The organism is Sorangium sp. So ce887, assembly GCF_051521455.1.
Lineage (GTDB): Bacteria > Myxococcota_A > Polyangia > Polyangiales > Polyangiaceae > Sorangium.
Genome location: NZ_CP150354.1, coordinates 10,839,457 through 10,854,474 on the forward strand (window position 1 = coordinate 10,839,457; position 15,018 = coordinate 10,854,474).

At 71.2% G+C, this 15,018-nt stretch carries 12 protein-coding genes; 10 read left to right on the forward strand and 2 right to left on the reverse strand.

Annotated elements, in window-relative coordinates:
- Positions 1 to 52: 52 nt before the first annotated feature.
- Positions 53 to 397 (reverse strand): hypothetical protein, encoded by a 345-nt coding sequence (locus tag WMF36_RS40570; RefSeq protein ID WP_437576194.1) that lies wholly within the window; start codon positions 395 to 397, stop codon positions 53 to 55.
- A 265-nt stretch (positions 398 to 662) separates the two neighbouring features.
- Positions 663 to 1,943: a SpvB/TcaC N-terminal domain-containing protein gene (locus tag WMF36_RS40575; protein ID WP_437576195.1), complete on the reverse strand. Its 1,281-nt coding sequence runs from the start codon at positions 1,941 to 1,943 to the stop codon at positions 663 to 665.
- A gap of 327 nt (positions 1,944 to 2,270) precedes the next feature.
- Here WMF36_RS40575 and WMF36_RS40580 point away from each other — a divergent pair, with 327 nt between their 5' ends.
- The 10 genes from WMF36_RS40580 to WMF36_RS40625 all read left to right on the forward strand — a co-directional run bounded on the left by WMF36_RS40580 (position 2,271) and on the right by WMF36_RS40625 (position 14,986).
- A complete protein-coding gene (locus tag WMF36_RS40580; RefSeq protein WP_437576196.1) occupies positions 2,271 to 3,101 on the forward strand; it encodes a hypothetical protein in 831 nt (276 codons plus the stop codon).
- A gap of 382 nt (positions 3,102 to 3,483) precedes the next feature.
- The gene (gene pheA / locus WMF36_RS40585) at positions 3,484 to 4,563 is read left to right on the forward strand and encodes a prephenate dehydratase (protein ID WP_437576197.1); all 1,080 of its coding nucleotides are present in this window, start codon (positions 3,484 to 3,486) and stop codon (positions 4,561 to 4,563) included.
- Between the two features lie 120 nt (positions 4,564 to 4,683).
- Complete coding sequence (locus tag WMF36_RS40590; RefSeq protein WP_437576198.1) at positions 4,684 to 6,015, forward strand: hypothetical protein; 1,332 nt, start codon at positions 4,684 to 4,686, stop codon at positions 6,013 to 6,015.
- Between the two features lie 147 nt (positions 6,016 to 6,162).
- On the forward strand, positions 6,163 to 6,762 hold the full coding sequence (locus WMF36_RS40595; protein ID WP_437576199.1) for an RNA polymerase sigma factor: 600 nt from the start codon (positions 6,163 to 6,165) through the stop codon (positions 6,760 to 6,762).
- Positions 6,759 to 7,754 (forward strand): tetratricopeptide repeat protein, encoded by a 996-nt coding sequence (locus tag WMF36_RS40600; protein ID WP_437576200.1) that lies wholly within the window; start codon positions 6,759 to 6,761, stop codon positions 7,752 to 7,754. The genes WMF36_RS40595 and WMF36_RS40600 overlap by 4 nt, the downstream gene beginning before the upstream one ends.
- A 67-nt stretch (positions 7,755 to 7,821) precedes the next feature.
- Complete coding sequence (locus tag WMF36_RS40605) at positions 7,822 to 8,862, forward strand: hypothetical protein (protein WP_437576201.1); 1,041 nt, start codon at positions 7,822 to 7,824, stop codon at positions 8,860 to 8,862.
- A 58-nt stretch (positions 8,863 to 8,920) separates the two neighbouring features.
- On the forward strand, positions 8,921 to 9,934 hold the full coding sequence (locus WMF36_RS40610) for a hypothetical protein (RefSeq protein WP_437576202.1): 1,014 nt from the start codon (positions 8,921 to 8,923) through the stop codon (positions 9,932 to 9,934).
- Between the two features lie 57 nt (positions 9,935 to 9,991).
- Positions 9,992 to 12,055 (forward strand): PEP/pyruvate-binding domain-containing protein, encoded by a 2,064-nt coding sequence (locus WMF36_RS40615; RefSeq protein WP_437576203.1) that lies wholly within the window; start codon positions 9,992 to 9,994, stop codon positions 12,053 to 12,055.
- A gap of 127 nt (positions 12,056 to 12,182) precedes the next feature.
- Positions 12,183 to 13,373, forward strand: coding sequence for a CotH kinase family protein (locus WMF36_RS40620; protein ID WP_437576204.1), 1,191 nt, complete (start codon positions 12,183 to 12,185; stop codon positions 13,371 to 13,373).
- A gap of 353 nt (positions 13,374 to 13,726) precedes the next feature.
- Entirely contained in the window at positions 13,727 to 14,986 is a 1,260-nt protein-coding gene (locus WMF36_RS40625) for an Ig-like domain-containing protein (protein ID WP_437576205.1), read from the forward strand.
- The last annotated feature ends 32 nt before the right edge of the window (positions 14,987 to 15,018 follow it).

Below are 15,018 nucleotides of genomic sequence, written 5' to 3' on the forward strand. Positions count from 1 at the left end.
GCTCTCCACCATCTCACGCGAAACCATCGATTCTCGTGCGTAAACTCAATATTCAGGAAACCTGACCCTTAACCTCGATGCTACGGCACAGGAAGCAGACAAATTCCTCTTCTGCATCGGTCACCCTGTAAGATAGACCTTCCCAGCCGCGACCGCTTATATCCTCGGCGATAAGCAGCACCAATTCCGTCAGCGCAACCGATTCACCTCTAAACCTGAGCTGCGCAACACCATCAAACACAATATCGGTCTCTTTGTCGCTTTTCGGATCGCGCAACCGAATCATCAACATCAAATTTGAATATCCGCCCTCCCCAAATGCTCGCTCGAGCCCTAGCTGCACCACATACCCCATCGACGCAAGCGGCTTTGTTGTTGTCAACGATTCATTCGTCATTGTGCCTTATACTCTCCAGGGACATGACTTTTGACCTCTTGCCCGGCAGCACCGGGCTTCGACCAGTCATATACATGATGATGCGTATCCGGAATCCCTTGCGCCTTGTTGCCTGCGTTGTAGTCGGTCCGCCCAATCATTCGTCCATATTCGTCATAGTGAGCTTTCCAGGGTTCCACTCGACCTTGGTCGTTTACGTATTGTCCTTCAAGCGTCCGCGTCCCCGGCGCCACCTGCTTGGGCGCTTTCCCGGCGAGATGACTGTCTACTTTAGAGTCCGGTGCCCCCGTCGCGGGCCCCGCGATGGTCGCTCCACCTCGATGTGCGGCGCCGGGCCCGCGGGCTCGACCCGATGCGCGTAATGGAAGAACATCTGGTTGCCGAACGGGTCGCGCACCTCTTCCAGGTACCAGCGGAACACGTTGCGCGGCCGGCCCGGGTCCGGATCGTCGAGCCGCGCGGTCGCGCTGCGCCCGTAAACATACGTGGTCCCGCTCTTGTCCGTGACCTCCCAGAAGTAGCTGTCGGGCCCGGTCCCGTGGCGCACGATCCGCGCGAAGCGCCCCTCCACCCGCTGCCGGTAGGCGCCCGGCTCGCCGGACGCGCCGCCCGCCGGCACGAGCTCGCTCCCGTCGAGCGCATACCGCTCCTCGCCCGTCGCGTACGTCGGCACGCCGAAGCGCGTGTTGATCTCCACCCGCGACAGCCGCAGATCCCAGCCCACGCCGAGCCAGCCGTTGCGGTGCTCGCTGTCGTAGCGAATGGCGAGCGCCGGCTGCAGCCCGTTGCGCCCCGGCGGGACCTCGATCGGGTGGCTCAGGTGCGCCGAGCCGCTCGAGCTCGCCTCCGGCGGCGCGATGAGCGTCACCCCGGCGAGCGGGCTGCCGAGCGCGAGCCCCTTGATGCTGCTCGGATCGAACGAGCGCGCCCCCGGCGCGTCGGGCATCGCCAGCGTCGCACCGATGAAATCGGTGAAGTGGTCGGTCAGGCTCGCCAGCTTGCCCTTCGCGGCCACGCCGGCCCGCTCGACGCCCTGCCAGCTGCCGAGCGACTCATCGAAGTAGAAGCCCGTCACGTGCTGCGCCGTCATCCCCGGTGGAATGGCGTGCTCGTCATAAGGCAGCGTCAGCCGCACCGGCTTCTTGAACCTGAGGCCGTGCGGCCCGAAGCGATAGGCCCTCCCTCCGGGCGTGACGTTGACCATCGCGCGCCCCATCGGCCGCACCTCGCCCTCGGGCAACGGCCGGATCGTGATCCGCACCGGCTCGTCCACCGCCCCCTCGGGGATCTCCAGGACAGCCCCCTCGAACGCCACCACCCGCGCCTTGTCGGGGAGCACCATCTCGCCATGGGGCGCCCCCACGTCCTCGACAAGCGGCGCATCGAACCGAGGCCCCAGCAACAGACCCCCGACACCGTCGCTCGGCAGCCGCAAAGGGATCGCCGAGAGCGCCACCCCGCCGCCCGGCGGCGACAGGGGCAAGAGCCGCGGCTCCGGAGGCCCGGCCAGCGCGAGGCCCTCGTGCCCCCGCCCGAGCAGCAACATCACAGCACAAAACACCACGAGACGAACGAGCCAGCTCGCGTGTCGCATTCGAGATCCCCCGACGCAATGTCTGTTGGTTGGCGCACAGGTATCCACGGCAGAACGCACCGTGTCAATGCGCATTTGGCGAAAGCAATGAAAGCGCGCCACCCTCCTCTATGGGCACCTGGCGCCTCTTCCTGGAACCCTGGAAGCTGCGCACGCCGATCGTCGCAGCAGCATTCGGACGCCTGGCCCACGCGGAGCGTTGTTGACATCGCCTCCCCATTCGCGACCATCACCCGGTTACGCTCAACCAGGAGGGAGCTCATGCCCCAGAGACGCACCGTGAAGAACTCATCCAAGCCCACGTCCTCCAAGGTCCAGTCGTCGAGGAAGACGCCCGCCCCCAGGACGAAACGCCCGGCCTCTCCGGCCCACGATCCCACCAGCGAGGAGGCGCTCCTCGCGCTGGACCCGATCTACGCGACGGGTCCCGACATGCCGGTGAGCGTCGCGGAGCGCGAGCTCACCTCGCTTTCGCGCCTCGCGCAGGCGCAAGACGCGCGCCTCTCGAAGATCGGGATCACCGCCGACAAGGTGGCTCTCCTCGCGCGCTTCGCCCGACGCCTCGGCGCGCTCGAGAAGGTCTGGCAGAAGGCGCGCGGCGCCGTGAAGCTCACGTCGGCGCAGCGGAGGCTCCGCGACGAGGCCGAGGCGCTCGACGCGAAGCTCGTGGCCGGCGGCCGCTGGGGCTGCCGGAACGACGCCGCCGCCCAGGCCGAGCTCTCGCGCATCGCCGAGGGCTCCGGCCTGGCCGATATCATCCAGGACCTCCGCGATCTCGTCGACTTCTGGGACGACCACGAGGGCGCGCTCGGCGTGACCGATATCACGAGGAAGGACCTCGACAGGGCCAAGGCGCTCGCCGATGCGCTCGAAGGCGCCGCCGCCAACGAGGCCTCCGACGCGAGCGCCGCGCACGCGCTGGAGCTCCGCAACCGCTGCTTCTGGGCCGCCGACGAGCTCGCAAAGGAGATCCGCGAGGGCGGCCGCTACGCCTTCCGCGATCAGCCCAAGATCGCGGCCAGGTTCGTATCGCGCCACCGGACGACCCTGAACCGGCGCTCCCGCCGAAAGGCCAAGGCCGCCGAGTCCCTCGCCGCCCCGGAAGTATAGCGTCTCCCGCGCCCGCCCCTATCGCTCCCGCGCCCGCCCCTATCGCTCCCGCGCCCGCCCCCATCGCTCCCGCGCCCGCCCCCATCGCTCCCGCGCCCGCCCCCTATCGCTCCCGCGCCCGCCCCTATCGCTCCCGCGCCCGCCCCCATCGCTCCCGCGCCCGCCCCTATCGCGCTCTCCTCTCTTCACATCCTCGGCGGTCTTCTCTTCTTCCCTCCGCTTCCCCGTTCGACGCGTCGAGCCCGCACGGACGCGCTTCGCCCCCGACGCGCGCCGCCGACACGCGCCTCCGTCGCGCGCGTTCCCGGCGCCGAGGCGAGCCTTGCGCAGCGGCCTCCCCTGCGCTTTGATGGCCGCCGGCCCCGTAAGAGGTGAACCGTACATGACGACCCTTGGCGAGCTTCGCGTGCGCATCGACAGCATCGACGATCGGATCCTCGATCTCCTCGCCCAGCGGGCCGAGGTGGCCGTCGAGGTCGCACACGCGAAGCGCGCAGCGAACGCCACGCAGTTTCACGACCCAGAGCGCGAGCGGCGCGTGCTCGACCGCCTCCAGGCGAAGGGCGCAGGCCGCTTCCCGCGCGACGCCATCCGGGTCGTCTTCCGGGAGGTGATGAGCGCCTGTCTGGCGCTCGAAGAGCCCATGAAGGTGGCCTTTCCAGGGACCGAGGGCGCCTTCGCCGAGGTCGCCGCGCGCCACCTCTTCGGGCTGGCGGCGCGCTACCGGGAGACGGGCACCATCGAGGGCGTCTTCGACGCGGTGCGCGCGGGCGAGGCGGCCTGCGGCGTCGTCCCCGTCGAGAGCTCGACGGACGGCTCGGTGACCCTGACCGCCGACGCCCTGATCGAGAGCGACCTCCAGATCCGGCAGGAGCTCGTGCTCGACGTCGCGTATTGCCTGTTCAGCAAGGCGGAGGGGCTGAGCGGCGTCACCCGGGTCCACGGGCACTCGCACGCGCTCTCGCAGTGCCGCCTCTGGCTCGCGAAGCACCTCCCCGGCGCGCAGATCATCCAGACCGTCTCCGCCGCCGCGGCGGCGCACGAGGCCGTCGGCGACCCGGCCGCAGCGGCCGTCGGCAACCGCGGCGCGGGCGAGCTCTACGGGCTGCCGCTCCTCCGCGAGCGCATCCACGACCGCCCCGAGAACGCGACCCGCTTCATCGTCATCGCCCCGGTCGACGCGCCGCCCACCGGCGCGGACAAGACATCGGTCGTCTTCTCCGTGCAGGAAGAGCCCGGCGCGCTCCGACGGGTGCTCGCCATCTTCGACGACGCGACCATCAACCTGACCCGGATCGAGTCTCGTCCGAGCCGGCAAAAGCACTGGGACTACGTCTTTCTCGTCGACCTGGAGGGGCACCGGAGCGACCCGCGCGTCGCCGAGGCGGTCGAGCGGCTGCGCGCCCGCTGCGAGATGGTGAAGGTGCTCGGGAGCTACCCTCGGTCGGCCGGAACGCGCTGAGGCCCCCAGGGCGGCTGTCCCGGCGCCTCAGCCCTGCTGTGCTCGTCTCGACTCCGCTGCTCGGGCCGGCCCGGCAGGGGGATGGTGCCCCGGGGGGAACGATGATATTTTCCGCAGCCCGTGCCGGCTGCGTCGCTCGCGCTCGCCCTCCGCGCTGCCCGAACGGCCGCCAGCGCGGTCGCATGCGCGCTCCTCGCGCTGCCTGCGGCGGCGGCGGAGCCCCGCGCCGGCCGCGGGCCGGTGCTCGTCCTCGCGGCCTTCCCCGGCGCCGGCAGCATCGACCAGCGGGCCATTGCCCTCGTCGCGGCCCGTATCCGCCCCCTCGGCGTCCGCCTCCAGGTCATCCGTCCCGGCGCGCCGAGGTCCACGCTGCAAACGCTCCTCCCCGACGCCCGCGCCCTCGCCGACGCATGGGACGCGCGGGGCGTGCTCTGGATCGACGCCGGATCGAGCGGCGAGCTCGCCCTGTACGTGGTCGAGCGCGGCGGCGATCAGGTCTACGGCCGCCGCATCCCGGTCCCGCCCGGGCAGACAGCGACGGCCCTCGAGTCGCTCGCCAGCATCGCCGGCGCGGTCGCCGAGGAGCTCCGCGAGGGGCGCATCGCCGGCCTGACCGAGGTCGAGGTGGGCGTCGCAGCGGCCGCAGCGACGCCGGCGGCTCCGCCCGAGCCCGCCGCCGCCCCTGCGCCCGCGGCGCCCCTTGCAGCGCCCGCAGACACAGCGCCGCGCCCGCAGGCGCCCGCGGCCCGGCCGGGCGCCCCGCCCGAAGCGCCCCGGCTGCCCGCGCTGGCCGTGCAGGTCGGCTACACCGGCGCGAGCTTCAGCGGCGAGGCGCCCTGGCAGAGCGCCGCCGCGCTCCGCGCCTCCTGGGCGCCGGTGGATCAGGCCGTGATCGGCCTGGGCTACGACCTGATCCCTCCGGCGACCCTCGGCGACGAGCGGGCGGCGTTCGAGCTCGTGCGTCACCCCGTGATCGCCACGGGTCAGCTCCGGCTCAGGCTCCCGCTCGGCTTCGACCTGCAGCTCGGAGCGCGCGCCAGCGTCGATGTCGTCGAGCGCATCCCCAAGCCCTCCGCGCAGCCCACCGCGGCGCCGCCGACCCGGACGCTGCCCGCCCGGCCGCCGCCGCCGCCGCCGCCGCGGCGGGGCCAGGGGCCGCTGCCGGGCTTCCCCCCCTGGCAGTGGCCGCATGTGGCTCCGCAGCAGCTGCCTCCGCCGGAGCCCCGGACCGATGTGCTCTTCAGCGTCGCGCCGGTCGCGGAGCTCGGGTATCCGCTCACCGGGTGGCTTCGCCTCAAGGCGATGCTGGGCGTGGACTTCCTCCTGACGCGGCCTGACGCCTCCGTGCACCCGGACCTCGCGCTCCAGCCCGACCCGGTGCGGTTCCTCACCGGCCTCGGCCTGGAGCTCGGCCTCGCCCCGCCGGCGGCCGAGGGCGTGGTCAGGCGATGATCGCCCGCGCCACGTGACGCGACAGGGAAAGAAGTTTGACCCGGTTCGGCCCGGGCGCCCCACCAGATCGCGGCGATGGACGCTGAGCACACACGAGCTCTTCGCGCGAGCCTCGGACCGTTTCCCGAGCCGCGACTGGCCAGCTCCATGACCCGCCCCCCTCGCAGCCCGTCACCCGCCGTGCCCGAGCCGCTCGACCTCGACCGGATGCGCCACGCCGGCGCGGGCGATCCGCAGGCGCAGGCCTGGCTCATGGCGCGCGTGATCCCGCGGGTCCGCCGGATCGCGCGGGCGTTCCTCCGCAGCTCGGCCGACGCCGACGACGCCGCGCAGCTCGCCCTGCTCGCGATCCTGGAGAGCGCCTCGACCTACCGCGGCGAGGCCACCGTCGAGGCCTGGGCCAGGCGCATCGCCGTCCGGACGATCCTTCGCTACGTCAAGCAGCAGCGCCGGGATGGCGCCCCTGTCGCGCCGGAGAGCGCGATCGACGAGGAGGTCGCCCAGGCGCCGCACCAACCCCCGTTCGAGGCCCTCCCGCGCGAGGCGCGCGCGTACCTCGACGAGCTGCCGGAGGCGCAGCGCGACGTGATCCTCCTGCACCATGCGCTCGATTACTCGATCGAGGAGATCGCCGGAATGACCGAGGTCAGCCCCGACACGGTGAAGAGCAGGCTGCGCCTCGGGATCGGCGCGCTCCGCAAGCAGGTGCGCCAGGACATCGCCGTCGGCCGGAAGAGAGCATCATGACAGGGACCCAGAAGCCCGAGATCGATCTGGACCGCCTGCCCGCCATCTTCGCCGCCGAGGCGCGAGGCAAGCCGATCCGCCCGGAGGACGCGGAGCTCCTCCGCCTCGCCGAGCAGGAGGACCCCGAGCTCCGCGGCGAGGCGCGGCTCTGGGCTGCGATCGGCAAGCTCGGCGACGAACGCGGCGACGGCCGCGAGCTCAGCGACGCCGCCCTGCTGGAGCGGGTGCTCGCGCGCGCCCACGTGGAGCCCGCGCCCCGGAGCACGGCGAGGCCGCGACCGACGCTGCGGCGAGGGCTCGCGGGGACGATCGCGGGCGTGGCCGTCGCGGCGACCCTCCTTGTCGCGCTCGCGGCGGAGCTTGTCGACGGGCCCGCGCAGGCGCCCCCGCCGCCCGCGCCGGGCGGGAGCGAGGCGCTCGATCCGAACGGCGCACCGCGCGCCCCGGAGGGCTCCCCCGCGCCCGCGCCGCCGGGAGAGCCCTCGCCGGGCGCCGGCGCGGCCGAGGCCCCGAGCGAGCCGCCGCCGGGCGCGGCCGCGGTGGCCAACGAGCCCGCGGCCACCGGCGCGGACGAGGCCCGGGATCGCGCCCCGCAGCCGCCCAGGCCGCGCGCGGAGGGGCCCCAGGCGCTGCTCCTGCGCGCGCAGGCCCGGCTCGGGGAGGGGAAGAACGCCGAGGCGAGCGCCGCGTACCGCGCCCTGCTCGCGCAGCACCCGTCCAGCCCCGAGGCGCGGGCGGCGCTCGTGTCGCTCGGCCAGCTCGCGCTCCACCAGGGCAAGGCGGCCGAGGCGCTCGGCCACTTCGAACGCTACCTCGCCGGCCCCGGCGGCCCCCTCGCGGCGGAGGCCCGGGTCGGGCGGGTGAATTGCCTGCGCCGGCTCGGGCGGACGGCCGACGAGCGCGCGGCCATCGCCGACTTCCTCGCCCGGCACGGCGAGAGCGTCCACGCGCCGCGGCTGCGCGCACGCCTGTCCGAGCTCGGCGGCAAGTGAGCGCCGGCGCGACGTCCGCAAAAAAGATTGACCCCCGATCCTGCGACATCGCCACCAGGCCATCAAAATGTCGCGAAAAGTCCGCAGGATTGTAAAATTCCCCTCCCGATGCGAAGCGTGCGCCGGCGTCCTCGTCGGGCTCCTGAGCCTGCTGTCTCTCGGCTGCTCGACCTCGACGACGGGCACCGAAAACCCGCCGGACGCTGGGGGCCCCGATGGATCCGCGGGGCCGGACGGAGCGACCGGCGACCCCACGCGCCTCGTCGGCGCCTTCCAGGTGCGCTTGTTGCCAGGCGACGCGCCGGAGACGCCCGGCAGCACGTCGGTGCTCGGGAAGATCTACGACGGGCCCACGCCCTCTCAGGTCGTCTGGGAGCTCGCGACCGAGGAGGGGAGCTGCCGGCTCCTCACGCCGCGCGTCCCGTTCTGCAACGAGCCCTGCGGGGGCAGCGCCGTCTGCGTGGAGGACGACACGTGCCAGGCCTACCCGGCCGCGCACAGCGCCGGAGACGTGACGGTGACCGGCCTGAACCTCGAGTCGGGCGAGGCGGCCTTCGTCATGAAGCCCGTGGCGAACAACTACCAGCCGCCCGCCGGCACGAAGCTCGGCTATCCGCCCGCCGGCGAGGGACAGACGGTCCGCTTCGAGGCGAGCGGCGATTATTTCAACGCCTTCGCGGTGGAGGCCAGGGGCGTGAGCCCCCTCGAGCTCCTGAACGACACGATCCGCATCGAGCCCGACGCGGCCGTGCAGCTCGCGTGGGCGCCGCCGGGGCAGGCCGGCATCTCCACGGTCCGCGTGACGCTCGATATCAGCCATCACGGGGGCACGAAGGGGAAGATCGAGTGCACCGCCGAGGACACCGGCTCGCTCGATCTGCCGGCGTCGCTCGTCACGCAGCTCCTCGACCTCGGCGTGGCGGGCTTCCCGTCGATCATCGCCACGCGCGAGTCCGTGGGCTCCACGACGATCTCGCCCGGCCGGGTCGATCTGGTCATCTCATCGCAGCTCGAGCGGCCGGTGGAGGTCACGGGGCTCACCTCGTGCAACGACAGCTCGCAGTGCCCCGACGGCCAGACCTGCCAGAGCGATCTCACCTGCCAATGAGCCTCGCCGATCACGGCGCGACCGACAGTCCAGCTTACCAAGACAAGGAAACGAGACCATGACACGCGCTTATCCTCTCGTGTTGCTCCCTCTCACCCTGGCGCTGCTCCCGCACGTGCTCGGCTGCTCCGGCGGGGACACGGACGCTTCGAGCGACGGAACGACCAGCACGTCGTCGAGCTCCGGCGGCGGCTCCGGGGCCACCGGCGGCAGCACCACGGCGACCACCGGCGGCGGCACCACCACCGCGACGACCGGCGGCGGGGCGACCACCGGCGGCAGCACCACGGCGACCACCGGCGGCGGCACCACCACCGCGACGACCGGCGGCGGGACGACCGAGAAATTCAGCTTCTTCGTGACAAGCATCGTCGCCATGCGGGAGCTGTCGGGCTCCCAGGACGGCTTCGGGGGCGATCTCCGCTTCGGGGAGACGGGCCCGGGCGCCGGTCTCCGCGGCGCGGACAAGATCTGCGCGACGATCGCCGAGAAGAGCCTTCCAGGCGCGGGGGGCAAGACGTGGCGCGCGTTCCTGAGCGCCGCGGCAGGGGAGGACGGCAACCAGGTCGACGCGATCGACCGGATCGGCGAGGGGCCCTGGTACGACCGGCTCGGACGGTTGATCGCCAGCAACAAAGAGGAGCTGCTCGGCGAGCGCCCCACCGGGGCCGACGACGGGCTCGCCGACGATCTGCCGAACGAGGACGGCGTCCCCAACCACCAGCCCGATCCGAGCCAGCCCGAGGTGGACAACCACGACACCATGACGGGGAGCGACGAGGAGGGGCGGCTCTTTGGCCCGACGGCCACGTGCAGCGACTGGACGAGCGCGGCGGCGGACAGGAACTCGAAGCCGCGCCTCGGACACTCGTGGCCGAGGGACTTCGGCGGCGGCGGGCCCGGCGGCCCGGGCGGCGGGTTCAACATGGCCCACTGGATGTCGGCCCACGACGCGGCGGGGTGCACCCCGGGCGTCAACCTCGTGGACGCAGGGGGACCGGCGCAGGGCTCGACGAGCGTCGGATCCGGCGGCGGTTACGGCGGGATCTACTGCTTCGCCCTGACGCCCTGACGCAAGCCTACCGGCGCGCGCCGCCCCTCGGTCACCTTACTTGTCTCAGGAGGATTCATGGTTCAAGGCAATCGCATCTCGTCGATCCTCGCGCTCGCCCTGCTCGCCGCGGTGCTGCCGGGCGCGTGCGGCGGCTCGTCCGACGATGTCGGCGCGACCGGGGAGGTCTGCGAACGCAAGAGCGACGACGGGTCGACGGAGTTCCTGAAGCGCGTGGGGTGCGCCACGGACTTCGAGGCGCTGGCGTCGACGCCCGTCGACGCCAGCTTGCCCGGCGCGCGGTCGGTCAAGGTGGTGCTGGATATGGCCGATCAGAACGCGCTGTATTTCCAGAACAGCGTGCTCTACGAGGTCCACTACGCCTTCATCTCGTCGCACCTCTCCGGCGGCGAGCTGCCCTACGTCCCTCCCCTCTTCGAGTTCAACACGACCGAGTACTTCACGCCGGACCGCCGCTTCGTCCTCGGCGCGGTGACGCATTACGCGGGCCCCGGCGTGTGGGCGCTCGAGCTCTCCCCCTACGACACCGCGTCTGCGGACATGATCACCACCCTGTTCAGGGCGGTGCAGGGGGCCTCGTTCTTCGGATCGAAGCTCGCCTTCCACCCCACGTCGGAGGCCGTGGCGGCCGAGGCGCGGAAGCTCCCCTCGGACATCCCCGTGGTCAGCACCGGCGATCTCTACGCCGGGATCGACTACCAGCCGCTCTCGCTGGGCACGGCGGTGGGTCGTCTACACTTCGCGAAGGCGGCGGATCTCGACTCGGAGTACCTGTCCCATCAGGATATCGCCGTCCTCGACGGGGTGCCCAACGACATCTCGGTCGTCCAGGGGATCATCACGGAGGAGTTCCAGACGCCGCTCTCGCACGTCAACGTGCTCTCCCAGAACCGGCGCACGCCCAACATGGGGCTGCGCAACGCGATGAGCCACCCGGAGCTGCTCGCGCTGAAGGGCAAGCTGGTCGAGCTCACCGCGGGGCCGTCGTCCTGGAGCGTCCGCGAGGTCACCGAGGCGGAGGCCGAGGCGTTCTGGGAGGCGCACAGGCCCGAGCCCATCACGCTCCCCGATCTGGATCTGACGGTCACGGATCTGCGCGACATCGAGGAGGTGACCCCCGATCCGCCGGACGGCGAGCCGCTCCGGGACGCGATCAAGAAGGCCGTCCTCGCCTTCGGCGGCAAGGCGGCCCACTACTCGATCCTGGCGAGGATCCCCGAGGTCCCGATCCAGAAGGCCTTCGCGATCCCGGTCTACTACTACGACCTGTTCATGAAGCAGAACGGGTTCTACGACCAGATCGACGCGCTGCTCGCCGACCCGAAGTTCAACACCGACGCCGCGACCCGCGACGAGCAGCTGAAGGCGCTCCGCGACGCCATGAAGAGCGCGCCCGTCGACGCCGAGTTCCAAGAGCTCCTCAAGGCGAAGATCGAGGCGGAGTACCCCGGGCACAAGATGCGCTTCCGCAGCAGCACGAACAGCGAGGATCTCGACGGGTTCCCGTGCGCCGGCTGCTACGACTCGAAGACCGGCGATCCGACCGACTGGGAGGACGTGCTCGACGCCATCCGCAAGACCTACGCCAGCTCCTGGCAGCTCCGCACCTTCGATGAGCGCACCTATTACGGCATCGATCACAAGACCGTCGCGATGGCCTTGCTCGTGCACCACAACTTCCCGGACGAGGAGGCGAACGGCGTCGCCGCGACCAACAACCCGTTCGACACGACGGGAGTCCAGCCCGCCTTCTACGTCAACGTGCAGACGGGCGGCGACGTGGAGGTTGTGGCCCCGCCCCCCGGCGTGACGAACGAGGCGTTCCTCTACTTCTTCAGCCAGCCGAACCAGCCCGTCACATACCTGAGCCGGTCGAGCCTCATGCCGGAAGGCCAGACGGTCCTCACGGCGGCGCAGATTCATCAGCTCGGCGTGGCGCTCGACGCCATCCATACCCGGCTCTCTCCCGCTTACGGGCCCGCGGCGGGGAACACCGGCTGGTACGCGCTGGAAGTGGACTTCAAGTTCGATGACGACGCGAACCCGGGCGAGCCGCCGACGCTCTACATCAAGCAAGCGCGCCCCCTCCCCGGCCGCGGGGCTGGCGCCGACGCGCCGTGAGGCGGGCGCGCGCGTCCAGGCGGGCGGAGGCCGAGGGAACGCGGTATCACGAGGGATGCTTCACACCAAACCGGGAACCCTGAGATCGGGGCGCGCTCCCACCGCCGCCCTCTCCCTCCTCCTCGTCGTGGCGAGCCAGACCGGCTGCCCGGTCGACAAGGCGACCGGGGAGGCGGTCTTCGATCGGACGAAGCTGCACACGATCGCGATCACCGTCTACGGGGCCCACCTGGACCAGCTCGCCACGGACCTCGATGCTCGCGTCCCGTGCACGCTGAGCTACGACGGCGAGGTCGTCCGCGGCGTCGGCATCCGGCAGAAGGGCAACAAGCTCGTGGAGCTCGAGGACAAGCCGAGCTTCAGCATCAAGATCGACGAGTTCGATGAAGAGACGGAGCTCGACGGGCTCAAGAAGCTCTTGCTGAACAACGCCAAGCAGGACTCGGCCTTTCTGCGCGAGCAGATCGGCGGGGATCTGCACGACCGCGCCGGGGTGCCGGCCGCGCGCACCGCGCACGCGGTGGTGAGCCTGAACGGCGTCGACAAGGGCATCTACGTCGTCACCGAGGCCCTCGACAAGCGGTTCCTGAGGCGCCATTTCGGCGAGGTGAACGACGAGGGCGCGCTCTACGAGGGGCCGTGCTGCGGCGACTTTGTCGACGATCTCGACGCCGCCGAGCTCGACGGCGGGGAAGACAAGGGCGCGGCGGCGATCCGCGCGCTCGCCGACACCATCCGCGACACGCCGGACGAGCAGCTCGAGGCGAGGCTGAGCGAGCACCTCGACCTGGATCGGTTCATCACGAGCTTCGCCCTCGAGGCGCTCCTCGGCCACTGGGACGGCTACGCGTACCGGGCGAACAACTATTACATTTACAAGAACCCGGCCGATGGGCGCTTCGTGTTCATGCCCCATGGCATGGATCGCATCCTGGACGACCCGCGCTTCGACACCGAGACGGCGTCCGTCGCCGTGCTCCCGCGCCGGATCCGCGAGATACCGGCGCTCGACGAGCGATTCCGCGCCGAGCTCGCCCGCATCGCGAGCGCGGCGTGGGACGAGCCCGCCGCGCTCGCGGCCATCGATCGGGCGGCGCAGCTGATCGGCGCGGCCAGCGCCGGCGAGGCGACCCGGGACGATCAGCGCGAGTTCACCGAGCACGCGAGCGCGCTCCGGGAGGACCTGAAGCTGCGCCGCACCCTGATCGATCCCGCGATCGTGTGCGGCGACGGCAACGTCGGAGGGCTCGAGTCGTGCGACGACGGCAACACGGCAGGGGGCGACGGGTGCAGCGTCGGGTGTCGCGTCGAGCCCTGACCGCAAACCCCCCTCCCTGTTGCCGCAACGCGTGGTGACCGGGCTCAGCCGGGAGCTGCGCAAGCCGCTGCCGGAGCCCGCGAACGGTTGCGGGATGCCGCAACTACCCGCAAACGTCCTGGCGCGACAGAGCGCCTCCGGCGCCGGCGAACCGCAAATTTCCGACGCCTCCTGTCGGCCCTTGCGCGGCATGCGCGATGCTCCAGGCGGAGCCCGGCGCGCAAGGGGCGATAGGGCCGCCCGGGTCATCCGCTATCAGCAGAGACCGCCGCGCCCGCCATGATGTTGCCCAGCATCATCCAGGGAGAAAAACCACCATGCGAAGCTTATTCCACTCTCGCGCGAGCAGAACGATGGTCATCGCGCTCGTCACCGCGGCGCCGGCGTGCGACACGAGCACGGAGGACGTCACGGCGACGAGCGCCGGGGAGACGGGGGCCATCCATGCGGCGCTCACGGTCGGAGGCTTGCGTCACGACGTCGTCGCGGTTCACTACAAGCTCGTTGCCGTGGACGGCACCTGCGGTGATCCGGCCATCGCCGAGACCACGAGCGCGCTGGAAGAGGAGGCGCTCCCCGACCGCGTGCTCCCTCCTCGAACCCGGGTCCACGCGGCGGCCGACGGCATGTTCGTGGTGCCGCCCGGCGCCTACCGCGTCTGTGCAACCCCGATGAGCAGCTCCGGTCCTTCGCTGGAATGCGCGCCCGCCGAGGCGACGGCCAACGTCTACCCCGAGGCGACGTCCGAGATCGTGCTCGTATCGCAGTGCGCCGGGGAGCCCAACGGCGGGCTCGACGTCATCGTCGCCCTGAACGACCCGCCGACGATCGAGGGCATCGACATCACCCCGAGCAAGTACATCACCGAGTGCGAGACCGCCACGATCGCCGTCACCGCGTCGGATGCCGACGGCGACGCGGTGACGGTTGCGTGGGAGCTCCTCAGCGACGCGGGCGAGCTCGCGGGCAGCGGCAGCACCGCGACGTTCACCCCGGCGGGCGCAGGCGTCGTCGCCGTCCAGGTGACGGTCTCCGATAACCTCGGCGGGAGCAGCCGGCTCTCGTTCCCGCTGTACGTGTCGCCGGCGGACTGCGGAACAGGGGGCGGCGTCTCGGTCTTCTCGTTCGTCGACACGCCGGCGGACGACGTGAGCACGACATCGATCCACGACTGGTTCTCGAGCCTCGGCGCCGTGAGCTCGAGCCATCATATCCTGTTCCAGATCGCCACGAACGAAGGCACAAGCGCCCTGTGCGCCGAGAACGCCGCCTACTACGTCGAGAACTACATCACGCGGACGGACATCGGCGGCGGCGGCATACCGTCGGGCAGCTGGGCCAAGTACTGGCGCGTGCTCGACGGTCCCTGGGTTGGCCCGGACACGGGGTCGTACTCGAACAACTACGCCGCGAGCTGCGACGAGAGCCCGTACTCCTGGTGCGCCGAGTGGTACATGGGGGATCTCCGCATCGCCGTGATGCCCTTTCACACCGAGGACAACTTTCACACCGAGGGCAACGGCGAGAGCTACGCCAACGGATGGTCGAACGGCGAGGGCTGGGAGGTCACCCTCGCAGTCGGCGAAGACCGCCTCACGACCTGCGGCTTCTAGAGCGGCCGAGATCCTGGCGGATCGCGGGGCCG